The sequence below is a fragment of the Actinoallomurus purpureus genome, from assembly GCF_024055795.1.
Classification (GTDB): Bacteria; Actinomycetota; Actinomycetes; order Streptosporangiales; family Streptosporangiaceae; genus Actinoallomurus; species Actinoallomurus purpureus.
On sequence record NZ_JAMXMY010000017.1, the window covers coordinates 95,376 to 119,700 of the forward strand.

The window sequence follows — 24,325 nt, forward strand, 5'->3', positions numbered from 1 at the left end:
CTTTACCTATTTGCTAGATTGGCGCCCATGACGACCAGCGCACCTTCCCGTACCGTCCCGGACCTGTCGTACCTGCTCACCCACACCGCCCACGTGCTGACCACCCGAATGAGCGCCGCCTTCGAAGAGATCGGCATCACGCCGCGGGCGTACTGCGTCCTGTTCCACGCGATCGAAGAGGAACGCACCCAGATCCAGCTGGCCGAGATCTCCGACCTCGACAAGACGACGATGGTCGTGACCATGGACGAACTGGAGAAGGCCGGCCTCGCGGAGCGCCGGCCGTCGAGCCGGGACCGGCGCGCGCGGATCATCTCGGTCACCGAGGCGGGGAGAAGGATCGTCGCCGAAGGCACGCGCATCGCCGACCGGGTGCACCGCGAGGCCCTGGAGGCGCTCCCCGAAGCAGAGCGCGACGTGCTGGTCGGCGCGCTGACCCGGCTGGCCGAAGGGCACCTGGCGACCCCGGTGGAGTGCGACCGGCCGGTCCGGCGGGCACGCCAGTCCCGAAAGTAAGTCCGTTCAAGATGGTCTACAACAAAACAATCTGCTAGCGTCTCTCTCGGTTGCCCACGAACCGGGAGACACCCCATGACCTCACCCCACGCTCCATCCCCCGTCCGCTCGCGTACGGCCGCGCTGGTGGCCCTGTGCGCCGGAACGCTGATGATCATTCTTGACGGCAGCATCGTGACGGTCGCGCTGCCGGCCATCCAGCGGGACCTGCGGTTCTCCCCCGCGAACCTCACCTGGACCGTCAACGCCTACATGATCGCCTTCGGCGGTCTCCTACTCTTGGCCGGACGGCTCGGCGACCTGGTCGGCCGCAAGCGCGTGTTCGTCGCCGGACTGGCGCTGTTCACCGTGGCGTCGCTGCTGTGCGGTGTCGCCACCGGCCAGGAGATGCTGATCGCCGCGCGGTTCATCCAGGGCGTCGGCGGTGCGCTGACCTCCGCCGTGAGCCTCGGGATGATCGTCACGTTGTTCCCCGAGCCGCGCGAGCGCGGCACGGCGATCGGCGCGTTCAGCTTCGTCGGGGCCGCGGGCGCATCGCTCGGCCAGGTCCTCGGCGGCGTCCTCACCGAGGCGATCAACTGGCACTGGATCTTCTTCATCAACGCGCCGATCGGCCTGGCGACGATCCTCCTGGCGATCCGGGTCCTGCCCGCCGACCGCGGGCTCGGGTTCGGCGCGGGTGCGGACGGGATCGGCGCCCTGCTGGTCACCACCGGGTTGATGCTCACGGTCTACACGATCGTCCAGACGAACCGCCACGGCTGGACCTCGCCGTACACGCTGGGCCTCGGCGGGCTCTCGGTGGCCCTTCTCGCCGCCTTCGTCCTGCGGCAGGCCACCGCCACCGCCCCCCTGCTGCCCCTGCGGATGTTCCGGTCGCGGAAGGTCTCGGGAGCCAACCTCATTCAGGTCCTGATGGTCTCCGCCCTCTTCGGGTTCCAGATCCTCATCGCCCTGTACCTGCAGAACGTGGGAGGGTACGGCGCGCTGGGCACCGGCCTGGCCCTGCTGCCGGCGGCCGGGACGATCGCGGCGGTCTCGCTCCTGCTCTCGGCGCGGTCGATCGCGCGGTTCGGTGAGCGGGCCGTGCTCCTGACGGGCCTGGCGCTGCTGACCGTGGGCCTCGCGCTGCTGACCCGGCTGCCCGTTCATGCCGGCTACGTCGTGGACCTGCTGCCGACGATGCTGCTGGCGGGCGGGTTCGGCCTGGCGATCTCGGCGGTGACCGCCCTCGGCATGTCGGGCGCGCGCCCGGACGACGCTGGCGTGGCCTCCGGGCTGTTCAGCACGGCCCAGCAGGTCGGCGGCGCGCTCGGCGTCGCGGTGCTGTCCACTCTGGCGACCGCGCGCACCAGCGGGCTGGCGGCCCATGGACACGATCGGGCGTCCGCGCTGACCGGCGGATTCCACCTGGCGTTCGGCATCGGCGCCGGCCTGCTCGCCGTCGCCTTCATCCTCGCCCTCACCGTCCTACGGCAGCCGCGCCGCACGACGGCCGCGCCGACCGGCACCGAGAGCACGGGCGGCATCCCCGCCGCGGCCCCCACTCGCTGAAAGCCAGGAGCACGAATCATGAGCCACACCGACGACGCCCCAGGATCGGGCCCCGCCCCCGTCGCGCTGTCCGACGACGCCCTCGTCCGATTCCTCGCCGATCACAATTTCGGGGCGCTGGCCACGAACAAGAGCAACGGTCACCCCCACCTCTCGACCGTTCTGTACGCCTGGGACGGCCGGGAGCGCATCGCCCGGGTCAGCACGACCGCCGATCGGCTGAAGGTGCGCCACCTGCGCAAGGATCCGCGGAGCGCCCTGTACGTGAGCAGCGGGGACCACTGGTCCTTCGCCGTGGCCGAGGGCACCGCGGAGCTCTCCCCGATCACGGCCACACCCGGGGACCCGACGGGGCTGGAACTGCTCGCCATGGTGCCGCCCTTCGAGAGCCCCGACGAGCGGGCCGCCTTCCTGACGCAGATGGTGGCCGACCAGCGGCTGGTGATCCGGCTGCGCGTCGACCGTCTCTACGGAACCGCCTTGGACATTCCCTCCGGCGGCCGGTGACAGGGGCGGCCTGACCGCGGCGGAGAGCGCGTGTGGGGGCGCCGGAACGTTCCGGCGCCCCGCCGCATACTCACCGGTATTCGTTATTTCTCCGTTATTCGTCGCGCTCTGGCCAGCTAGTTAACCCAGAGGTAACTTCCCTCATAAGTGACCAGTTACGTGAGCTGGTTCACATCGACACTCCCCCCTCCACGCCTCCGGGAGGAACCGTGCCCCCAGGCCCCCGCACCCTCCGCACCCTCTGTGCCACCGCCGCCGCAGCGCTCTCCACCGCCCTTCTCGCCGTCCTCACCGCCCCCGCGAGCGCGACCACCCCCGTCGACGCGGCCAAGGCGCTCGCCGCCCCCGGCGTCCCCGGCGCGAACGACTGGTCGTGCCGGCCGACCACCGCCCATCCCCGCCCGGTGGTGCTCGTCCACGGCACGTTCGCCAACGGCAGCGTCAACTGGATCACCGACGCACCGGCTCTCGCCGCACGCGGCTACTGCGTCTTCGCCCTCACCTACGGCCAGGTGCCCGGTGTCCCCGTCCTTCGCGCCGTCGCCCCGGTGGCGGAGTCGGCGGCCCAGCTGGCGACCTTCGTCACCGGCGTCCTCGCCGCCACGAACGCCGACCAGGTCGACGTCGTCGGACACTCGCAGGGCGGCATGATGCCGCGCTACTACCTGCGATTCCTCGGCGGGGCGGCCCAGGTACACGCCCTCGTCGGACTTGCCCCCTCCAACCACGGGACCACGCTCGACGGTCTCGCCGCCCTCGCCGCGTCCTTCCCCGGCGCGATCGACCTCCTCAATGCCGGCTGCCCGGCCTGCGGCGACCAGATCGTCGGATCGGACCTGCTGACCAGGCTGAACGCCGGCGGCGACACGGTCCCGGGCGTCTCCTACACCGTGATCTCCACCAAGTACGACGAGGTCGTCACTCCGTACGGCACGCAGTTCCTCAGCGGCTCCGGCGTCCGCAACGTCACCCTTCAGGACCTCTGCCCGGCCGATCTGTCCGAGCACGCCGCGATGGCCTTCGACCCGGTCGTCCTGCACGAAGTCGAGAACGCACTCGACCCCGCCCACGCGACCACGACCACCTGCGCGTCCCACGGCTGAGCCGTTCCCGCCGTCCGGGGGCGGTCACCCGCTCCCGGACGGCGGGCCGTACGCGCGAAGTGACAGCGCGGGACCTCCCGTCCGGGCGACCCGGAGGACAAGGGCCAGCAGCGTCAGGCCGGCACCGACTCCCACCCGGAAACGGCCGCCGCCACGCGGCGTTCCCCCGCGGCGCTTCCGTGCGCAAGGCTCGGTGAAGGCACCCGACACACCGGAGAAATCCGGCATTCCGGCGTCCGTACCCTCTTTCTCCGAGCATCCCGTTCGCGCAGGTGCCGCCTGGGGGTTCGTTTGGGCAGGTCGCATCGAAATACCGCGAAACGTCGGGATTGGCCCCTATACTCGCCTCGACGACTTATGACGACACACGCCACATCCTCCCAAGACGCCTCCGCGCAGCTGGTCGACGTGTTCAAGGCGCTCGCCAACCCTGTACGGCTCCAGGTGCTCCAGTGGTTGCGCGACCCCGAGCACCATTTCCCGGTGGAGGAGGGGATCGCGGACCCCCACGAGGTCGGCGTGTGCGTAAGCCACATTCAGGCCAAGACCGGGCTCGCCCAGTCGACCGTCTCCGCCTACATGGCCTCGCTGGAGCGTGCCGGACTCGTCCGCTCCACTCGTATCGGGAAGTGGACGCACTACCGGCGCGACGAGGAGCGCATCGCCCAGCTCGTCGACGCGCTCGGACGCTCGCTCTAGAGCCGCGTCAAAGCTCTCAGGCTCGCCGTCGCCGCGCGCGCGGGAAACTCCGCACCCGGCCGATCGACCATGCCGCGATGGCGGCGGCCGGCGGGTGGCGCCCCGGCGCCCTGAACCGCCGCCGCCATGGCACCGAGCGTGCTCAGCGGACCCGCAGGATCCGGGTGGCCAGAGCGGCCAGGGTGCCCTGTTCGGTCTTCGTGAGTCCGGCCGTCAGCGTGGTGATGCGGTCGCGTATCCGGCGTTCGCCGTCGCTGGTGAGCCGGCGGCCCTGGGAGGTCAGGGTGACCAGGACGGCGCGGCGGTCGCGGGGTGAGGGAACGCGCCGCACCAGGTCACGCCGCTCGGCACGGGTGACCAGCCCGGTCACGCTGGACTTGTCCAGGCCGAGGTGGCCTGCGAGCTGGAGCATTTCGGCGTCCCGGTCGCGCAGGATGCCCAGCAGCCGGATCTGTGTGATCGACAGATCGTGGTCGGCGGCGACCTGCGCCAGGACCGCCTGGATGTGGAAGGACAGCTGGACGAGGCCGTCGACGACGTCCAGCCCGTCGTCTGCTGTGGAGCCTTCGCCGACGGCCGGAGGCGGCGGTTGCGCGGTCATGCCACTCAGTCTAGTTGACATGGTTGGTGCCACAAACTAATTTGGTTTGTGACACCAACCATTCCGGTTGTCCCTCACCGGGTTTCCGCTTCCGATTGGAGCCTGCCATGGGCCGTACCACGCATGCCGCCGTCGTCCGTTCCTTCGACGCACCGCCCCGCCATGAGGCCATCCCGCTCCCGGAGCCCTCGGGCGAGCACGATGTGGTGGTCGACGTGCTGGCCGCGGGCCTGCATCCGCGGGTCCGGTCGACGGCCGACGGGTCGCATTACACGTCCGAGGGGGTCCTGCCGTTGGTCCCCGGCATCGACGGCGTCGGCCGCACCCCGGAGGGGGACCTGCTGTACTTCGTGCTCCCCGACACCGCGTTCGGGTCGATGGCCGAGCAGACGGTGATCGACCGGCGGCGCGCATTCGCCCTGCCGGCCGGGACCGACCCGATCGCGGTCGCGGCCGCGATGAACCCGGGCATGTCCTCCTGGGTGGCGCTGCACCGCCGCATCGACCTCCAGCCGGGACAGGACGTACTGGTGCTCGGCGCCACCGGTAACGCCGGGCAGCTCGCGGTGCAGATCGCCCGCCACCTGGGCGCCGGCCGCGTCATCGGCGCGGGCCGCGACGCCGAACGCCTGAAGCTGGTCACCGGCCTCGGCGCCGATGAGGTCGTGTCCCTGGACGGCGAAGACGCCGACATCGCCCACCGGATCAGCACGGCCGCAGCCGACGTCGACGTCGTCATCGACTATCTGTGGGGCCACCCGGCCGAGCAGGCGATGCTCGCCCTGGCCAAGGCCCGCACCGACCGCGCCAAGCCCCTGACCTGGATCCAGATCGGCTCCGTCGCCGGCGCCGACATCAGCCTGCCCTCGTCTCTGCTCCGGGCCGCGAATCTCCAGATCATGGGCAGCGGACAGGGATCGGTCACCACCGCCGCGATCCTCGCCGAACTCCCCGCCCTGGCAGCCCAGATCTCCAGCGGCACCCTCACCGTCGACCCGCTACCGATGCCGCTGGCCCAGGTCGAGCAGGCCTGGACCACACCCACCATCCCCGGCCAGCGCCTCGTCCTCACCACTTGAGGCCGTCTGCATCTCGCCGGACAGCAGGGCGTTCGACCTGCCGCCTTCGATCGGTGAGCGCTCGCTGTACGGGCGCAGCTCACTCATTCGGAGGGTGCGGCACTCCCCCGGGATGCCAGCCGATCACCGAGGTCCGCGCGCAGAGCGGCGATCAGCCACTCGAAGCCGGGAACGGCCGGCGACTGCGGCCGGCGGCCGTTGATGATCGCCAGTAGCTGCCAGTACCGCTCCACCCGAGCGTCGACGAACGTCTCGAGCTGTTCGAGCATCCGTGCACGGTGTTCGGCCGGGATGTCCGGCGCGACGATGCGATCCAGAACGGCCTTTCCCTGGGTCGAGTCAGGTGCGATCCCCTCCGCCAGAGCCCGTCCCGCGTTCTCGACGACCGCGTGGTAGCCGGGGCCGAACTCCAGCTCATCGGCTCCTCCACCGGCGACGGCCATGGCACGAACTCGCTTGCAAAAGTCCTCGTCCGCGACGAGCTCCCCGAGTTCGATCCACGCGTCGACCTGTTCCGGGGCCGGGTCATCGGGCAGCTCTGCGGGCATCTTGCGCATGCTCTGTGCGATGCCCATCGCGGGTGCGTCGGGTTCGATGCCCTCGACGACGCTCTGGACGAAATCGTCGATGATCTGCTGCCGTTCCTGGGCCGACAGCCGGGCCAGCTTGTGCATCAGTAGCGTCTCCTTGATCGTGCTTCCGCGCTTGGCGACCGTGCTGAGCACTGCGCGGCGTAGCCGCAGGGTCCGGATCTCCGCGTCCAGAGCGGCGACCTCCGCGGCCGCCACCTCCGAGAGCGTGGCGGCCCGCGCCAGGACCGCCTGCACCACGTCCAGTCTGAGTCCCAGGTCCCGCAGAGTCCGGACAAGATCGAGTCGGGCCATCGCTTCGGTGTCATAGAGGCGATATCCCCCGGCGGATCGACCGACGGGAGACACCAGCCCGGCGTCCGACCAGAACCGGATCGTCCGCGTCGGCACCCCGCACCGATCCGCCAACCGCCCGATCGTGAACAGCTCCGCGCTCGTGCTCATGAAGACGACTGTGCACCTTCCAGCCGCTGGAACCTCAAGCCGACGGCTCCCGAAGATGCGGTGGCGGGGGACCGTACGTTCGGGATCGGCTATTCGCGACGGCGTAGTCCGTCGAGGACGATGTGGAGCAGGTGCCGGGCTCTGGCGTCCCACTCGGCCTCCTCGAGGCGGGTCAGGTAGCCGATGAGGAGGATGACGTCACGGGCGTCGACGTCGGAGCGGATGGTCCCGTCGGCCTTGCCGGCGTCGAGGAGTGTGGTCAGCGCGTCACCGATCGGGCCGAGGCTGTGCGCGGAGAGGTCCCGCCACACCCCCACTTCGACGGCGGCGAACACTCCACGCTTGACCTGCGCGTAGTCGGCCACCCGGTCGAACCACCGAGCCAGCGCGGTGAGCGGCTCGTGCTCGGCGAGCAGCGCGGGCGCCGCCGCCACGAGCGCGTCTACGTCCTCCCGATAGACCTCGGCGAGCAGATCCTCACGGGTCGGAAAGTGGCGGTACAGGGTGCCCTGGCCGACCCCTGCCTGCTTGGCGATCGCGTTGAGCTTGATCTCGTCTGCGTTCGCGATGACCGCTCGCGCGGCCCGGATGATCCGTGCGCGATTGTCGGCCGCGTCGGCCCGGCGGCGGGTTGAGTCCATCGTTCCTCTGCTCGACGGTTGGCTAAGCGGACATGTGTCCGCTAGCGTGAGAACAAAGCGGACACATGTCCACTTTACGTTGGAGGAGCTCCCTATGACAGCCATCAGCGGCAAGGTCGTCGCCATCACCGGAGCGAGCAGTGGCATCGGCGAGGCCACGGCGCGCCTGCTCGCCGAGCGCGGCGCGGCCGTCGTCCTCGGCGCGCGCCGGACTCAGCGCCTCGACGAGATCGCCCAGGACATCTGCGGCCACGGTGGACGTGCCATCACCTGCGCCACGGACGTCGCTCGGCACGAGGACCTCGAACGACTCGTCGGCCGGGCCGTCGCGGAGTTCGGCCGGCTCGACGTGCTGGTGAGCAACGCCGGCATCAGCAAGATCGGGCCTGTAACCGACCTCGACGTCGACGGCTGGTCGGCGATGATCGATGTCAACCTCCGCGGGGTGCTCCACGGCATCGCCGCCGCGCTGCCGGTCTTCCGCCGACAGGGCCACGGCCACCTGGTGACCACGGTGTCGACGTCCGGCCTGAAGATCGTCCCTACGCAGGCCGTCTACGCCGCGACCAAGAACGCCGTTCGTACTCTCCTGGAAGGACTGCGGCAGGAGTCGACCGACGGCGTGCTGCGGACGACAGCGGTGTCGCCGGGCGTCGTCCGTACCGAACTCGCCGACTCGATCGACAACGCCGATGTCCGCGAGCAGATCCGCCGCACCATGGACGAGTTCGCCATCGCCCCCGAAGCCGTCGCCCGCGCCATCGCCTTCGCCATCGAACAGCCCCACGACGTCGAAATCGGCGACATCACCATCCGCCCGACCGTCCAAAGCTAGTGTTGCGTCAACTAACGTTGGCCTCGTAATCGGGCTTCGGCGACGACCGCTCCGGGCGGTTCAGAGCGCGGTCTAGCTGTGGGGGTCTGTTCTGTCGTAGGCACCTGCTGTAATCACTTCGTGCCTCGACGTGTTGATCCGGATGCTCCCCGGGTGGTGCTGCGCACCGCCCGGGTCGGCCTGCGTGTGACGGCCGGCCAGCGGCGGCGGTGTTTCGGGCTGCTGGCCTCAGCCGGTGACGTGTGGGCGTGCGTGCTGGATATGAATCGGTGGCGGCGCCAGCGCGGCCTGCCGGCCGTGGTGGCGTATCAGGACCGACGCCGCCGCTATTCGGCGGGCGCGGTATTCCAAAGCCCCGGGCTCAGGACGGTTCCTCTGTGCCGGGGAGATCCGCGTCGCGCTCGATGGCCCTGCCATGACCGTCGAGGGCCACGGCATCGAACCGCCACGGCTGCGCCTCCGAGGGCCAGGGCAGGAGATCCAGGAAGTAGCCGTTGGATTGCACGGCGACCTCGTGGCTGTGGCCGTCCTCGAAGTCGAGACGAACCGCCACCGCTCCGGGCCTGTAGATGTGCCCGGCCACGAACCAGCGGCCGCGGCGCAGCGTCTCCTCGATCACGATGAGCATGGGGAGCACGCCGGGCGGCCGGAATTCGGCGCTGTCGCCTTGGGTACTCCCCTTCTCGTCTCCGCCGTCGGCCGGGAGCTGGCGTAGGTAGATGAAAGTCCCGCCGGCCTCGTTGGGAGCTTCCCACCATTCGATGACGTCTCCGGTGGGTGTCCGAAGTCGTGCCATCATGGCCGCCTGGTCGATGATGACCCGGAACATCGGCGAGGTGCGATCGAGCGCGTCCTGAACGAGCTCATCGCGGAATTTGCGGACGACGCCGGCGGGAATCCGGTCTGCGGGTTCTGACGTGGTCATGACGTCGAGCCTGGCGCCACCCCGTCGCCGACAACATCGGGAAGATCCCTGGTGCGACCCTGAAATCATCGACGAACCCCGCACCGCCCGTGGAGGGAAAGTGGGGAACCAACGCGAGCCGCTTCCCCATCTGACAGGCTTCCAACGCTGAGGTCCGGCGTCTACCGCAAGCTCGGATCGGCTGCGCCGAAGGCGACAGCCGAGTCACCGAAGCACCAAGCGGGGGAGCCGACGTCTCGTCGACTCCCCCGCTCTGACCTGCTATTTCACGCCTTAATGGCGCCCAGAATCAGCTGCAGCCGCTGGTGGAGCCGCAGCCCTCGCAGACGTAGCAGCTGCCGGCCGGGCGCATCTTCGTGCCGCAGGTCATGCACAGCGGCGCGTCGGCCGTACGGCCCTGATGGCTCTCGATCAGCTCGGTCGAGGAGTGCGCCGCCGCGGGCGGCTCGGGCTCCTTGACCTTCGGCTGCTCGACCGGCACCGACTGGGCCAGCGACTCGCGGTCGACGTCCTCCTCGGCGTGCAGCGTCGCCGGGTCCTGTCCCGCCGCCTGGGCCGTCCGTTCCTCGGCCGAGAAGATCCCCAGCTCGGCGCGCGTCTCGTACGACAGGTGGTCCAGGGCCAGGCGACGGAAGATGTAGTCCATCATCGAGGTCGCCATCCGGATGTCCGGGTCATCCGTCATGCCCGCCGGCTCGAAGCGCATGTTGGTGAACTTCTCCACCCAGGTCTCCAGCGGCACGCCGTACTGGAGGCTGATGGAGATCGCCATCGAGAAGGCGTCCATGACGCCCGCCAGGGTGGAGCCCTGCTTGCCGAGCTTGAGGAAGACCTCGCCGAGCCCGTTGTCGGGGTAGCTGGAGGCCGTCATGTAGCCCTCGGCACCACCGACGGAGAACCGGGTCACGGTCGCGGACCGCTGCTTGGGCAGGCGGGTACGGACCGGGCCGCGCTCGACCACCGGGGCCGGCGCCTCCACGACCTTCTCCTCGGTCTTCCTCTTGGACGCCGACAGCGGCTGGCCGACCTTGCAGTTGTCGCGGTAGATCGCGAGCGCCTTCAGGCCGAGCTTCCAGCCCTCGAAGTAGATCTTCTCGACGTCCTCGACGGCGGCCTGCTCCGGCATGTTCACGGTCTTGGAGATCGCGCCGGACAGGAACGGCTGCACCGCGGCCATCATCCGCACGTGGCCCATCGGGCTGATGGCCCGCTCGCCCATCGCGCAGTCGAAGACCTCGTAGTGCTCGGCGCGCAGGCCGGGCGCGTCGACGACGTGGCCGTGCTCGGCGATGTACTCGACGACCGCCTCGATCTGCTCCTGCTGGTAGCCGAGCTTCTTGAGGGCGCGGGGCACGGTGTTGTTGACGATCTGCATCGAGCCGCCGCCGACCAGCTTCTTGTACTTGACCAGCGCCAGGTCGGGCTCGATGCCCGTCGTGTCGCAGTCCATCATGAGGCCGATCGTGCCGGTCGGCGCCAGCAGGGAGGCCTGGGCGTTGCGGTAGCCGTTCTTCTCGCCGAGCTTGAGGCACTGCTGCCACTGCCTCGTGGCCTCGATGTGGACGGCCTTGTCCACCTCGTCGAGCGTGCGGATCTCGTCGTTGGCGACGGCGTGCTTGCTCATGACGCGCTTGTGCGCCTCGGCGTTGCGGGCGTAGCCCTCGTACGTGCCGACCGCGCCGGCCAGCTCGGCGGAGCGGCGGTAGGCCACGCCGGTCATCAGCGAGGTGATGGCCGCCGCGAGCGTGCGCCCGCCCTCGGAGTCGTACGCGTGGCCGGTCGCCATCAGCAGCGCGCCCAGGTTGGCGTAGCCGATGCCGAGCTGGCGGTACGCCCGCGTCGTCTCGCCGATCTTCTCGGTCGGGAAGTCCGCGAACGTGATGGAGATGTCCATCGCGGTGATGACCAGCTCGCTGAGCTTGACGAACCGCTCGACGTCGATGGTGTTGTCGTCGTTCAGGAACTTCAGCAGGTTGATGCTGGCCAGGTTGCAGGACGAGTTGTCCAGGCTCATGTACTCCGAGCACGGGTTGCTGGCCGTGATGCGCCCCGTCTCGGGGTTGGTGTGCCAGTCGTTGATCGTGTCGTCGTACTGGATGCCGGGGTCCGCGCACGCCCAGGCCGCCTGGGCGAGCTTGCGGAAGAGGTCCTTGGCGTCGACCTGCTGGATGGGCTCGCCGGTGCGGCGGGAACGCAGGCCGAAGGAGCCTCCCGACTCGACCGCCCGCATGAAGTCGTCCGAGACGCGGACGGAGTTGTTGGCGTTCTGGTACTGGACGCTGACGATGTCCTTGCCGCCGAGGTCCATGTCGAAGCCGGCGTCGCGGAGGGCTCGGATCTTGTCCTCTTCACGCGCCTTGGTCTCGATGAACTCCTCGACGTCCGGGTGGTCGACGTCGAGGACGACCATCTTCGCCGCACGGCGGGTGGCACCACCGGACTTGATCGTCCCGGCGGAGGCGTCGGCGCCGCGCATGAAGGACACCGGTCCGCTGGCGGTGCCGCCGGAGGACAACAGCTCCTTGCTGGAGCGAATGCGCGAGAGGTTCACCCCCGAGCCGGAGCCGCCCTTGAAGATGACGCCCTCTTCCTTGTACCAGTCCAGGATCGACTCCATCGTGTCGTCCACGGACAGGATGAAGCACGCGCTGACCTGCTGCGGGGAGGCCGTGCCGACGTTGAACCAGACCGGCGAGTTGAAGCTGAACACCTGGTTGACCAGGGCGTGCTTCAGCTCGTGGTCGAAGATCTCGGCGTCCTCCTCGGAGGAGAAGTAGCCGTTCTCGCGGCCCGTCTCGGTGTAGACGCCGACGACCCGGTCGACCAGCTGCTTGAGACTCCACTCGCGCTGCGGGGTGCCCACCGCGCCACGGAAGTACTTCGACGTGACGATGTTGACCGCGTTGACCGACCAGCTGTCGGGGAACTCGACGCCTTTCTGCTCGAAGTTCACCGACCCGTCACGCCAGTTGGTCATGACGACGTCGCGCCGCTCCCACCGGACGTCGTCATACGGGTGGACGCCCGGCCGCGTGAAGATCCGCTCCATCTTCACGCCCTTGCGGCCCGTCTTGCCCCGTCGGGCTGAGCCGCTCACCGTCTCCGTCATGACATCCCCCTTCTCGGGCACACCAGGCCCACCTCCAGGATTACCCGTACAGCCCGCCGCGCCGGGCGCCGCCCCTAGGACCGGGCGTCGCCGCCGAACGCCGCGCGCAGTGATTCGATTTCCTTGGCGAAGTCGTCGAGCGTCTCGAACCCCCGGTAGACGGAGGCGAATCGCAGGTACGCGACCTCGTCGAGCTCACGGAGCGGGCCGAGGATCGCCAGCCCGATCTGGTGCGAGGGAATCTCGGCGTTCCCGGTCGCCCGGATCGCCTCCTCGACCCTCTGCCCGAGCATGGCCAGGGCGTCCTCGTTGACGGGACGGCCCTGACACGCCCGGCGCACTCCGGCGATGATCTTCTCCCGGGAGAATGGCTCGGTGACGCCGCTACGCTTGGCGACCATCATGAGCACCGTCTCCTGGGTGGTGAAGCGACGACCGCACTCCGGGCACGAGCGACGGCGCCGAATCGCGGCTCCGTCCTCGGCCGTCCGGCTGTCGATGACCCTGCTGTCGGTGTGGCGGCAGAACGGGCAATGCATGCCTCCGGACTCCTCCCCCTGACAGCGGGTCACGCGCCTTCTGCGCGAACCTCACCTTGTAACCACAACTTATAGTGAACTACATCCATGTAACTACTAGATGTTGTGGTCCAACCGTAGAGCCCGACCGGGTCCATCGCAACCCACGCGGGACACCCGGCGGGAAGACGCCGCTCACGTGGCGATCCGCCGCCGTTCACCGGCGTGTCGCACCCTCCACCGGCCGCCGCGATCCACCGAATCGGCGCGGGACACCCTAGATCACCTGCGTAAACGCCACTGGCGGCCGCAACGGTGAAGTGGATCACATCGCGCGGGCACCCTGCGCGAGTCATGCCCCCAGGGGACCCCCAGCCTGCCATGGCCCTCCGGGCGACAGGTCGGCGGCCACCCCCTTCGCACCCCCCTACGGCGGACACCGGCCACCCTGTTCGCGCCCCACGAGAACCACCCCCTCCACGCCCCGCGACGACGGATGCCGACGCCCGCGAGGACGGATGCCGCCCACACCCCATTCACACCCCCACGAGGACCGCCCCCTCCACGCCCCGCGAGGACGGATGGCGGCTGTTCCGCATCGGCCGGCGAGGGGCGCGCCAATGGCCCCGCCCTTCACGGATCCGGTCGCGGGAATTATCATCGAACGTATGTGCGAACTAAAGGTCACATAGCCCGGACCGTAATATTCCACATTTTTCGAACACCTGTTTGATCATTTCCCGTCGAAGCGATAACGTCCCTCTGGGAGCGAAATACCGGCGGCGGCGGCCCGTCACCGGGCAGACATCCATCGGAGACACCATGAGCAAGGTTTCGGAAATGCCGGACGGCCCACACGACGAGAGCGGGCTCACCACCCGCCAGCGCAAGGTGCTGGAAGTCATCAGGGACTCGGTCCAGCGGCGCGGCTATCCCCCGTCGATGCGCGAGATCGGCGAGGCGGTCGGGCTGACCAGCACCTCGAGCGTGTCCCACCAGCTGCGCACCCTGCAGCGCAAGGGCTTCCTGCTGCGCGACCCCAACCGGCCGCGCGCCGTCGTCGTCCGCATGCCCGGATCCGCCGGAGTCCCCGCCGAGCCCGACGAGTCGTACGACGCCGCCAACGGCCAGACCTCGACGCGTCCCGCTCCCGCGTACGTCCCGCTCGTCGGGCGCATCGCGGCGGGCGGTCCGATCCTCGCCGAAGAGGCGGTCGAGGACGTCTTCGCGCTCCCGAGGCAGCTCGTCGGCGAGGGCACGCACTTCCTGCTCAACGTCACCGGTGACTCGATGATCGAGGCCGCCATCGCCGACGGCGACTGGGTCGTCGTGCGCCAGCAGCCCGTCGCGGAGAACGGCGACATCGTGGCCGCGATGATCGACGGCGAGGCCACCGTCAAGACGCTCAAGCGCCGCGACGACAAGGTCTGGCTGATGCCGCACAACCCGGCGTACGACCCGATCCCCGGCGACGACGCCACCATCCTCGGACGCGTGGTCGCGGTCCTGCGCAAGATGTGATCCGACCCGGGTCGGCGTTTCGCACCGACCCGGGTGGCTCCGCCCGTCAGGCGGGCACGATGTTCACGATCTTCGGAGCGCGGACGATGACCTTGCGCACGCCCTGGTCGCCCAGCGCCGCCCGGACCTTCTCCGAGTCCAGGGCCAGTCGCTCCAGGTCGGCCCCGGCGATGTCCGGGGACACCTCCAGGCGGTCGCGGACCTTGCCCGCCACCTGCACCACGCAGGTGACCGACTCCTGGACCAGCAGCGAGGGCTCGGCCGTCGGCCAGCCCGCCTTGGCCGCCGGGGCGACGCCGCCCAGCCGCTCCCACATCTCCTCGGCGGTGTACGGCGCGATCAGCGACAGCAGGACCGTCAGGGTCTCGGCCGCCTCCCGCACCGCCGGGTCTGCGGCGCCCGCACCCGTGTCGATGGCCTTGCGCGCGGCGGAGGTCAGCTCCATCATGCGCGCGATCACCACGTTGTAGCGGTGCGCCTCGACCAGCCGGGTGACCTCGTCGATCGTCCGGTGCGTGACCTTGCGCAGCTCGATGTCGCCCGTGGCGGGATCGGCACCCGGCACGGACGTCACGTCGGCGGCCACGCGGAAGGCCCGCGCCAGGAACTTCACCGACCCCGACGGGGACATGTCGGCCCAGTCGATGTCGTCCTCCGGAGGCCCGGAGAAGAGCATCGTCAGGCGCACGGCGTCGACGCCGTACTCGGCGATCTGCTCCCCCAGGTCGACCAGGTTGCCCGTGGACTTCGACATGGCCGAGCCGTTCAGGATGACCTGGCCCTGGTTGACCAGCCGCTTGAACGGCTCGGTGAAGTCGACCATCCCCATGTCATACAGCACCTTGGTGAAGAACCGCGCGTACAGCAGGTGCAGGATGGCGTGCTCGACACCGCCGGTGTACTGGTCGGCCGGCATCCACCGGCGCACCTTCTCGGCGTCGAACGGCCCGTCGGCGTAGCCCGGCGAGCAGTAGCGCAGGAAGTACCACGAGGAGTCGACGAAGGTGTCCATCGTGTCGGTGTCCCGCGTGGCCGGGCCGCCACACTTGGGGCACGCGACGTTGACCCAGTCGGCGGCGGCCGCCAGCGGCGACACGCCCTTCGGGGCCAGGTCGGCACCGCGCAGGTCGTCCGGCAGGCGCACCGGCAGCTGGTCGTCCGGGACCGGAACCTCGCCGCACGCGTCGCAGTGGATGATCGGGATCGGCGTGCCCCAGAACCGCTGCCGGGAGATCAGCCAGTCGCGCAGCCGGTAGTTGACGGCGGCCTTGCCCAGGCCCTTCTCCTCCAGGACCTCGACGATCCGCGGGATGGCGGAGGACTTGGCCAGGCCGTTCAGCGGCCCGGAGTTGACCAGCTCGCCCTCGCCGGGGGTGGCGACCCCGGTCTCGGCCGGGTCCGGCTGCCCGGTCTGCACGACGACGCGGACCGGCAGGGCGAACTTGCGGGCGAAGTCCAGGTCGCGCTGGTCGTGGGCGGGCACCGCCATGATCGCGCCGTGGCCGTACTCCGCCAGCACGTAGTCGGACGCCCACACGGGGATGCGCTCGCCGTTCACCGGGTTGACGGCGTGGCGGCCCAGGAAGACGCCGGTCTTCTCCCGGTCGGCGGACAGCCGCTCGATCTCCGACTCCCTGCGCACCGCGTCGCGGTAGGCCTCGAACTCCGCGCGCTGCTCCGGCGCGCAGATCTCATCGGCCAGCGGGGCGTCGGCGGCGACGACGAAGAAGGTCGCGCCGTACAGGGTGTCCGGCCGGGTGGTGTAGACGGTGATCGGATCGTCGCGCCCCTCGATCTGGAAGGCGACGTCGGCGCCCTCCGAGCGGCCGATCCAGTTGCGCTGCATCAGCAGCACCCGCTCGGGCCACTCCAGGCCCTTCATGTCGGCCAGCAGCCGGTCGGCGTACTCAGTGATCTTGAAGTACCACTGCGTCAGGACGCGCTTCTCGACGACGGCGCCACACCGCTCGCAATGGCCGTCCTTCACCTGCTCGTTGGCCAGCACCGTCTGGTCCTGCGGGCACCAGTTGACCTGCCCGCCCTTGCGGTAGGCCAGGCCGCGCTCGTAGAAGCGCAGGAACAGCCATTGGTTCCAGCGGTAGTACTCCGGGTCGGAGGTGTGCAGCCGGCGCGACCAGTCGAAGGCGATCGCGTAACGCTTGAACGACTCCGCCTGGGTGTCGATGTTGGTGTACGTCCAGTCGGCGGGGTGAGAATTGCGCTTGATCGCGGCGTTCTCGGCCGGCAGACCGAAGGAATCCCAGCCGATCGGGTGCAGGACGTTATAGCCCTTCTGGAACCAGTAGCGGGCGATGACATCGCCGATCGCGAACGCCTCGGCGTGACCCATGTGAAGATCGCCGGAGGGATACGGGAACATGTCCAGCGCGTACTTGCGAGGCCGCTCATCACCGGGGTCCTCGCTCGCGGCGAAGGGCTTCAGTTCCTCCCACCGGGACTGCCACTTGTCCTGGATCGTCCGTGGGTCGTAGTTCTCGTCGGCGCCTGTCATGGGTTCCTCGTCTGATTCGCACGGCTTCGGCTGGCGGATGACCGTGCCCCTTGCATGAGAACGCCCCTCGCGCAGGAGGGGCTGCCGCGTCGACGCCTCGGGTCAACGCGGCCGGCTGAGGAGCAGCCGAGATCGCATACCTCAAGACTATCGCAGAGGCAAGAACGCCGGGCGACGAAGCCGTTCGCCCGACCCGCGCCGACGCCCCTCGGGCCGATCGGCCGCCGTCCGCGACGCGCGCACGGCGGCGTCCGAGGCGGTGTGGCGGGGAGGCCGGTTCGCCGCTCCCCGAGGCCTCCTCCATGTCAGACGGTGTACGGCAGGCGCTTGATGCCGTTGATGAAGTTGGACAGCAGGCGGTCGGGTTCGCCGGTGGCGCGGATGCCCGGAGCCCGGCGGAACAGCTCACGGAACATCACCGTGATCTCCCGCCGGGCCAGGTGCGCGCCGAGGCAGAAGTGCGGGCCCGGGCCGCCGAAGCCGACGTGCGGGTTGGGATCCCGGGTGATGTCGAAGACCTCCGGGTCGGTGAAGACGGTCTCGTCCCGGTTGGCCGCCCAGTAGTAGAGGAGCAGCTTGTCACCGGCCGTGAACTCGTGGCCGTTGATCTCGGTGTCGCGGGTCGCGGTGCGCCGCATCCAGATGACCGGCGAGGCGTACCGCACGATCTCCTCGACCGCGCCGGGGATGTACCGCTCGAAGTCCGACGCGAGCAGCTCTCGCTGCCCGGGGTTCTCGCTGAGCAGGTGCAGGCCGGGGGCGATGGCGTTGCGCGTGGTCTCGTTGCCGGCGACGACCAGGAGGATGAAGAACGAGCCGAGCTCCTGGTCGGTGAGTGACTCGCCGTCGATGTTGGCGTTGACGAGGGCGGAGGTGAGGTCGCCGGTCGGGTCGTCGCGGCGCCGCCGGCCGAGCTCCTCGACGAGGTCCTTCAGGGTCTGTCCCGCGTCAAGGAGCTGCAACGCGACCTGGTCGGGCTCGTCGGGGACGAACTCGGTGTCGGCGCCCGCGAGGATGATGTTGGAGTTGTCGAAGACGGTCTTGTAGTGGCTCTCGTCGATGCCCATCAGGTCACAGATGATCTTCAGGGGGAGCCGGGCGGCCACATCGGTGACGAAGTCGCCGCCGCCCTTGGCCAGGACCTCCTCGACGACCTGCTCGGCGACGGCCTGCACCTGGTCCTCGAACCGCTGGATCATCCGCGGCGAGAAGGCCCGCGAGACGATCCGGCGGATCTTGGCATGGCGCGGGTCGTCCATACTGATCATTGAGCCGAAATACTCGCCGAGGTCGGCCGGCATGTCGGTGATGTTGATCGCGCCCTGCCCGGAGCAGAAGTCGGCCGGCCGGCGCGACGCCTCCACGACGTCCGCGTGCGTGACCAGCGCGTAGTAGCCGGGCCCCGCGGGCACGAAGGACAGCTCCGGCTCCCGGAAGAAGGCCGGCCGGGGCAGCCACCGCAACGTACGGAACGCCGCGTGACGCTCGTCGAGCGGGCGCGCCCAGAAGTCCCAGTCGGTCAGATCGATCCCGTCGGGCCGGGTCTTGTCCACGCCGCTCCTCCTCATTAGAACGCGATTCTGCTCCATTCTGCCAAAGTGACCACTTACGCGGGGTGGGATCCGTATGTGTCAGTTCGCGGCGAGCCACTCAAGGACCAGCCGGCCGACCTCCGCCGGCCGCTCCAGCTGCACGAAATGCCCGGCGTCCGCGACGATCCGAGAGCGCGAACCGGGCGGAAGCCAGCCCTCGACGTCGCGGGCGAGCCCCACGTCCAGGCAGCCGTCGGCCGCGCCGTGCAGATAGAGCGTCGGCCGCTCACCGACGCGTTCGGCCGACTCCTGCTCGGCGGCGTAGGCGGGAACGTGCAGCGACGGGTCGAGCATCGCCCGGTAGTAGCCGATGGCGGCGGCCAGGTGCTCCGGATCGCGCAGGCACTCCTTGGCGTACGCGACGTCGCGGGCCGCGTCGTAACCCGGGGACCAGTCGGCCCACAGACCGTCCAGGAACGCCATGTCGCCGGTCGACACGGCGGCTTCGGCGAGCGGCGTCTGGAAGAGGAAGACGTAGAAGGACCGCTTGAGCTGCGCGTAGTCGAAGAACGTCGACAGCAGGGCCCCGAACGGCGGCAGTGACAGCGCCACCGAGCGCCGCCAGCGCTCCGGCGCGTGCGCGACCGCGGCGTACGTCGCGGCTGCGCCCCAGTCGTGCCCGACGAGCACCGCGTCGGCGTCCCCGCCGAACGCCTCGTGCAGGGCGTTCGCGTCGGCCGCCAGCGCGCCGACCTGGTAGGCCCCGTCCTTGGGCACCTCCGTCGGCGCGTAGCCGCGCAGGAACGGCGCGACCGCGTGGTAGCCGGCGTCGGCCAGCGCGGGAAGCAGATGCCGCCAGGTGTACGCCGAGTCGGGGAAGCCGTGCAGGCACAGCGCGAGCGGCCCGCTGCCGGCCTCCAGGTAACCGAAGGCCAGGCCGTTCGCCTGAATCGTCGCGATCTCCGTCATGAGCGTGACGGTAAGCGGTCGCCGCCGCCGCGTCATCGCCTCCGGGGAAGGCGGCCAGGGCAGGACATCATCGGCGACCGGGGCGACAAGACCGGCCGACGATGCTCCATGCGCGTGAGCAGCGGTCGCGGCACGCGCCGCGACCGCTCGTCACCGCGGTCAGCCGGCCGACGGCGGCTCGAACGAGGGCCGCAGCGGCATGCCGGAGCGGCCGTCGTCGTGGACCTTGACGCCGAGCACTTGGTGCAACTGGATCCAGTTCAGCTCGAACCCGAGTCGCGAGCCGGCCATGTACAGCCGCCACACGCGGGCGGTGCCCTCCCCCACCTCGGCGACCGCCTCGTCCCAGTGGTCGTCGAGGTTGCGGCACCAGCCGGTGAGGGTCTTGGCGTAGTGCTCGCGGAGGTTCTCCTCGTGCCGGATCTCGAACCCCGCGTCGTTCATCCGCGAGATCAGCCAGCCCGGCCCCTCCAGTTCGCCGTCGGGGAAGACGTACCGGTTGATGAAGCCTTCCTGGCGGATCGACGGCTGGCCGTCGTCCGGGCGCGTGATGCAGTGGTTGAGCATGCGGCCGCCCGGCTTGAGCTTGCCGTGCAGGAACGCGAAGTAGCCGGGGACGTTCGCCTTGCCGATGTGCTCGGTCAGGCCGATCGAGCTGACGGCGTCGAAGTCGCCCTCGGTGACGTCCCGGTAGTCGAGGTGGCGGACCTCGGCGAGCTCCGACAGCCCGGCCTCGGCGATCGCCTTCTGCGCCCACTCGGCCTGCTGCTTGGACAGCGTCACGCCGAGCGCCTTCACGCCGTACTCCCGCGCGGCGTGCATGACCATGCCGCCCCAGCCGCAGCCCACGTCGAGCAGCCGCATGCCCTTGCGCAGCCCGAGCTTGCGCGCCACGAGGTCGAACTTGTTGAACTGCGCCTGTTCCAGCGTCGCTTCCTCCGATGGGAAGCACGCGCAGGTGTAGGCCATCGACGGGCCGAGCACCCACTCGTAGAAGGTGTTCGAGACGTCGTAGTGGTGGGAGATCGCCTTTGCGTCGCGGCGCTTGGAATGCCGCAGCCCCGACAGCAGCGGCACCCGGGCGGGCCGCACCTCCTGCGGCGGCGGGTCCAGGCGCGTCAGCGCCGCCGCGCGCAGCAGCGGGTCGCGCATGATGCCGCGCAGCAGGATCCTCTTGTCGGCCCACGTCAGCTCGCCGAGCGCCGACTGCATGCGGTACAGCGCCGTGTGCATGTCCCCGATGATGTCGAGGTGCCCGGCGACGTACGCCCGCGCCAGCCCGAGCGCGCCGGGCGCGTGGGCGAGATACGAGATCGCGTACGGCGATCTGACCTCCACCCGGACGTCCGCGCCGAGTGCCCCGGCGCGGCTGTCGTCGTACGCCCGGAACTCCACCTGCGCGTCACGGCCGACGACGCGCTCGAATGCCTCTGCCAGCTTCATGAATCACCTGCCCCGTACGGTTTTGTCGTAGAGATCCAGCAGCCGCAGCCCCGGGTCGTAGTGCTCCTTCAGCGTGCGGTAGGTCGTGCCGTCATAGTGCCGCCAGAATTCCTCGCGGGTGTAGAAGGCCGTCGAGTACAGCGACTTGTGGCCGTCGAGGCGGGCGACCTCCCGCTCGATCAGCCGGTTGTGGTGTTCGGGCAGCCGGCCGGGCTTCTGCGGCACCGTCCCCCAGAAGCCCACGTTCACGTACGTCCGCCCGGGCTCCAGGGGATACAGCGGCCACTTGTCCTGTGCCCGCAGCGGACACAGCCATACCGGGCTCATGCCGATCTCGCGGTGGAAGAACTCGAGGAACTCGGGCAGCCGCTCCACCGGGACCTCGACGTCCTGGATGACGTCCTCCCGAGGGGGCCGGCCGAGCCAGCGGTCGACCCGCGCCGACGTCTGCAGGCGCTTGTCGAGTGCGACCAGGCGACGGTAGACGTCGGAGCGCTTCTTGGACGCCGGCCAGACACTGCGGATCAGGGGGTTCTGGACGCCGAACGCCCGCGAGCACCAGAACCAGTCGGTGTCCCAGCGCCAGAGGTAGTCGTGCGTGGTCAGGACGTCGGTCGGCGGGCCGTCCGGTCGCAGCCAGCGCGACGTGACGGAGCGGTCGCGGATCGAACGGTAGTAGATGTCCCGCCCGGTGTAGTCGGAGACGCGCTCGGCCGTGTCGGTGAACCTGCCCAGCGTGAGGTACACCTCGTCCTCGCCGAACACCGTGCCGTCGATGAAGTCCGCCTCCGCGCCGAGCTTGTCGACGGCCTCCGCACACTCCTGGGCGGAGGAGAACCGCACGTGCCACAGCGCGACGTACGGCTTGACCGGCTGCAGTTCGATCTTCAACCGCAGGGCGTACCCGAGCGTCCCGTACGAGTTGGGGAACCCGCGGAACAGCTCACGGTGCTCGTTGTCCGGCGTCGCGATGACGACCTCGCCGGCGCCGGTGAGGATCTCCATCTCCAGTACGGACTCGTGCGGCAGCCCGTTGTGGAACGACGACGACTCGATGCCGAGCCCGGTGACCGCGCCGCCCAGCGTGATCGTCTTCAGCTGCGGGACGACCAGTGGCATCAGGCCGTACGGCAGGGTGGCGTCGACCAGGTCCTCGTACGTCGTCATGCCCTGGACGTCGGCGACACGGGCGTCGGGGTCCACGCTCAGGACCTTGTCGAATCCGCTGACGTCGAGGCCGGGCGCCTGGATCTCTTCGCGGAACCGGAACAGGTTCGAGGTGCGTTTCGCCAGCCGCACCGGTGCGCCTTCGGGGATGGCCCGATAGGAGGCCAGGAGCTTCTCGACCGCGGTGTGGTGACCTGTCACCGGTCGATCTTCTCATCCCCGTGTCGGCCGTTACAGGGAGGGCGCGCACGGTGTCCGTCTCGTTTTCGCCGTCCGCGCGGGTGAGGTCGGGGGTCAGCGCACCAGTCGCAGGGTGAACGGATAGCGGAACGGCGTGCCCGCGAGCGCCAGCAGCGCGGCCACCGCGCAGACCATCCAGCTCACCGCGTACACGATCGCCCCGACGCCGAGCGTCACGATCGTCAGTATCAGGAGCGTGAGCTGGAAGTTGAGCGCCGTCACGATGTGGCCACGGACGTACGGCGAGCGCCGCGCGCCGGTGCACAGCATGATGAGCGGCCCCAGGAAGAGGGTCGTGGCGCCGAGGACGTGCGCGAGCGCGGCCAGCACCCGCTGTTCGGCCGTCGGCTCGCCGGTCGGCACCGGCGCGGGATGCGCCGCGGCGGGCACGGGCGCCAGGTCCGCCAGCACCGCGTCCAGGTCGGCGCGTGTCTTCGCGGTCATGGCGAGGTGCAGCCGCAGGTCGAGTTCTTCCTTGTCGATGCGGCCTTCGGCGAAGGCCTGCTGCAGCCGGTCGACGATCGGCTCGCGTTCGGTGTGGGACACGCGCAACGCGCCGAGCGGTACTGAGGTGGTCATGCCTCGATCGTGCGCCGCGCCCCGGTTCCGGAGCCATCCGGGAAACCCCTGATCCGCCCCTGGGGTCCTCCCCAGGGGCGACGCGTCAGCGCCCGGGGGTGCACCGCCCCAGCGCGTCAGCGCCCGGGTGGCGCACCGTCCCGGCGGGTCAGCGTCCGGGTGGCGCACCGCCCGTCGTCGACACCGGCGTCCCGGCCGCGGCGTGGGGTGACGCGCCTGGGCCCTTGGGGCGAGGCGCCACGTCCTTGCGCGGGTTCTTCGGACGGGGCACGGGCCCGTCGAAGTAGGTCTGCCCGGGTTTGAGCGACCGGCCGCCGAACAGCTCGGGCACGGTGACGAACGTGAAGCCACGCCGGGCCAGACCGGCCAGGATCTTCGGGACGGCGTTCACCGTCGTCGGGTGGATGTCGTGCATCAGGATGATGCCGCCGGGCCTGGCCCAGGAGACGGCCCGGTGCGCGACGATCGCCGAGTTCCGGTCACGCCAGTCGTTCGTGTCGACGCTCCAGAGGATCTGCGCGAAGCCCATGTGCCGCGTCACCACGGCCACCCGCCGGTTCGTCGCGCCGTACGGCGGGCGCATAAGGGCGGTTCCGCCACCGGTCGCCCTGCGGATCTCCCCCAGAGTGCGCGTCAGCTGTGACCGGATCGCGCCGTCGGACAGCACGCTGAGTTGCGGATGTGACCAGGTGTGGTCACCGATCGCGTGGCCTTCGGCGAGCTCGCGCCGGACGACCGCCTCCCGGCCACGGATGCTGCCGCCGATGAGGAAGAACGTCGCCTTGACGTGGTGTGCGGCGAGCATGCCGAGCAGCTTCGTGGTGTACGGGCCGGGGCCGTCGTCGAACGTCAGCGCGATGCACTTGGCCTTGCGGCAGTCGACCTCGGGCCGGGCCGCCGAGGCCGTGGCGGCGCCACGCGGCCAGGAGGTGTACCGCAGGCGCGCGGCGAGGTCGTGCGTCGTGGGGGCGGCGGGCGAGCCGTCGGCGGGGCGGGACCGGAGTGGGCCGGCCGGCGGTGCGGGCCACCCGGCCGCCAGGTGCGGAGCGGGACGGCCGAGGGCCGGCGGCGGAAGACGCGTCGACGCCGCGGTGTGCGCTCCGAGGCCGCTGAGCCAGCCCAGTCCCAGGACGGCCCCGGCGATCGCGGCGCCTTTACGGACGGTCTCCGACGGTACGACGAAGCGCATCAAACCCCCGTTTTGGCCTATCGCGCGATAGCGCACACCTTAGCGCCGCATT

The 24,325-nt window shown here is 69.8% G+C and carries 21 protein-coding genes; 8 read left to right on the forward strand and 13 right to left on the reverse strand.

Annotation, left to right across the window (positions count from 1 at the left end):
- The first annotated feature begins 27 nt into the window (after positions 1-27).
- The 5 genes from NE236_RS28295 to NE236_RS28315 all read left to right on the forward strand — a co-directional run bounded on the left by NE236_RS28295 (position 28) and on the right by NE236_RS28315 (position 4,379).
- Positions 28-516, forward strand: coding sequence for a MarR family winged helix-turn-helix transcriptional regulator (locus NE236_RS28295; protein ID WP_252845222.1), 489 nt, complete (start codon positions 28-30; stop codon positions 514-516).
- A gap of 75 nt (positions 517-591) precedes the next feature.
- Positions 592-2,070: a DHA2 family efflux MFS transporter permease subunit gene (locus NE236_RS28300; RefSeq protein ID WP_252845223.1), complete on the forward strand. Its 1,479-nt coding sequence runs from the start codon at positions 592-594 to the stop codon at positions 2,068-2,070.
- Positions 2,071-2,088: 18 nt separating this feature from the next.
- A complete protein-coding gene (locus NE236_RS28305) occupies positions 2,089-2,577 on the forward strand; it encodes a PPOX class F420-dependent oxidoreductase (protein WP_252845224.1) in 489 nt (162 codons plus the stop codon).
- 209 nt (positions 2,578-2,786) lie between these two features.
- Entirely contained in the window at positions 2,787-3,680 is an 894-nt protein-coding gene (locus NE236_RS28310; protein WP_252845225.1) for an esterase/lipase family protein, read from the forward strand.
- 357 nt (positions 3,681-4,037) lie between these two features.
- On the forward strand, positions 4,038-4,379 hold the full coding sequence (locus NE236_RS28315; protein WP_252845226.1) for an ArsR/SmtB family transcription factor: 342 nt from the start codon (positions 4,038-4,040) through the stop codon (positions 4,377-4,379).
- Positions 4,380-4,521: 142 nt separating this feature from the next.
- Here NE236_RS28315 and NE236_RS28320 read toward each other — a convergent pair whose 3' ends face one another.
- Entirely contained in the window at positions 4,522-4,980 is a 459-nt protein-coding gene (locus NE236_RS28320; RefSeq protein ID WP_252845227.1) for a MarR family winged helix-turn-helix transcriptional regulator, read from the reverse strand.
- A 107-nt stretch (positions 4,981-5,087) separates the two neighbouring features.
- On the opposite strand from NE236_RS28320, the gene NE236_RS28325 reads away from it, so the two are divergent.
- Positions 5,088-6,059 carry a quinone oxidoreductase family protein gene (locus NE236_RS28325; protein WP_252845228.1) on the forward strand — a complete coding sequence of 324 codons (972 nt, stop codon included), beginning with the start codon at positions 5,088-5,090 and terminating at the stop codon, positions 6,057-6,059.
- 83 nt (positions 6,060-6,142) lie between these two features.
- On the opposite strand, the gene NE236_RS28330 is transcribed toward NE236_RS28325, so the two are convergent.
- Positions 6,143-7,093: a helix-turn-helix domain-containing protein gene (locus NE236_RS28330; RefSeq protein WP_252845229.1), complete on the reverse strand. Its 951-nt coding sequence runs from the start codon at positions 7,091-7,093 to the stop codon at positions 6,143-6,145.
- Positions 7,094-7,182: 89 nt separating this feature from the next.
- Positions 7,183-7,734, reverse strand: a complete 552-nt coding sequence (locus NE236_RS28335; RefSeq protein WP_252845230.1) for a TetR/AcrR family transcriptional regulator — start codon at positions 7,732-7,734, stop codon at positions 7,183-7,185.
- Between the two features lie 94 nt (positions 7,735-7,828).
- Here NE236_RS28335 and NE236_RS28340 point away from each other — a divergent pair, with 94 nt between their 5' ends.
- Positions 7,829-8,569, forward strand: coding sequence for an SDR family oxidoreductase (locus NE236_RS28340; RefSeq protein WP_252845231.1), 741 nt, complete (start codon positions 7,829-7,831; stop codon positions 8,567-8,569).
- Between the two features lie 361 nt (positions 8,570-8,930).
- Here the strand turns inward: NE236_RS28340 and NE236_RS28345 are convergent, their stop codons facing one another.
- The 3 genes from NE236_RS28345 to nrdR form a co-directional block, all read right to left on the reverse strand.
- Positions 8,931-9,494 (reverse strand): hypothetical protein, encoded by a 564-nt coding sequence (locus NE236_RS28345; RefSeq protein WP_252845232.1) that lies wholly within the window; start codon positions 9,492-9,494, stop codon positions 8,931-8,933.
- 289 nt (positions 9,495-9,783) lie between these two features.
- Entirely contained in the window at positions 9,784-12,603 is a 2,820-nt protein-coding gene (locus tag NE236_RS28350; protein ID WP_252845233.1) for a vitamin B12-dependent ribonucleotide reductase, read from the reverse strand.
- A gap of 74 nt (positions 12,604-12,677) precedes the next feature.
- Entirely contained in the window at positions 12,678-13,142 is a 465-nt protein-coding gene (gene nrdR, locus NE236_RS28355) for a transcriptional regulator NrdR (RefSeq protein ID WP_252845234.1), read from the reverse strand.
- A gap of 801 nt (positions 13,143-13,943) precedes the next feature.
- Here nrdR and lexA point away from each other — a divergent pair.
- Positions 13,944-14,642 carry a transcriptional repressor LexA gene (gene lexA, locus NE236_RS28360; RefSeq protein WP_252845235.1) on the forward strand — a complete coding sequence of 233 codons (699 nt, stop codon included), beginning with the start codon at positions 13,944-13,946 and terminating at the stop codon, positions 14,640-14,642.
- A gap of 46 nt (positions 14,643-14,688) precedes the next feature.
- On the opposite strand, the gene leuS is transcribed toward lexA, so the two are convergent.
- The 7 genes from leuS to NE236_RS28395 form a co-directional block, all read right to left on the reverse strand.
- Positions 14,689-17,154 (reverse strand): leucine--tRNA ligase, encoded by a 2,466-nt coding sequence (leuS, locus tag NE236_RS28365; protein ID WP_252845236.1) that lies wholly within the window; start codon positions 17,152-17,154, stop codon positions 14,689-14,691.
- A 305-nt stretch (positions 17,155-17,459) separates the two neighbouring features.
- A complete protein-coding gene (locus NE236_RS28370) occupies positions 17,460-18,707 on the reverse strand; it encodes a cytochrome P450 (RefSeq protein ID WP_252845237.1) in 1,248 nt (415 codons plus the stop codon).
- 78 nt (positions 18,708-18,785) lie between these two features.
- Positions 18,786-19,655, reverse strand: coding sequence for an alpha/beta fold hydrolase (locus NE236_RS28375; RefSeq protein WP_252845238.1), 870 nt, complete (start codon positions 19,653-19,655; stop codon positions 18,786-18,788).
- Between the two features lie 159 nt (positions 19,656-19,814).
- Entirely contained in the window at positions 19,815-21,098 is a 1,284-nt protein-coding gene (locus NE236_RS28380; RefSeq protein ID WP_252845239.1) for a class I SAM-dependent methyltransferase, read from the reverse strand.
- Positions 21,099-21,101: 3 nt separating this feature from the next.
- Entirely contained in the window at positions 21,102-22,466 is a 1,365-nt protein-coding gene (locus NE236_RS28385) for an FAD-binding oxidoreductase (RefSeq protein ID WP_252845240.1), read from the reverse strand.
- A gap of 93 nt (positions 22,467-22,559) precedes the next feature.
- Positions 22,560-23,084, reverse strand: a complete 525-nt coding sequence (locus tag NE236_RS28390) for a DUF1707 and DUF4870 domain-containing protein (RefSeq protein WP_252845241.1) — start codon at positions 23,082-23,084, stop codon at positions 22,560-22,562.
- Positions 23,085-23,232: 148 nt separating this feature from the next.
- Positions 23,233-24,273, reverse strand: a complete 1,041-nt coding sequence (locus NE236_RS28395; RefSeq protein WP_252845242.1) for a polysaccharide deacetylase family protein — start codon at positions 24,271-24,273, stop codon at positions 23,233-23,235.
- Positions 24,274-24,325 lie beyond the last annotated feature (52 nt).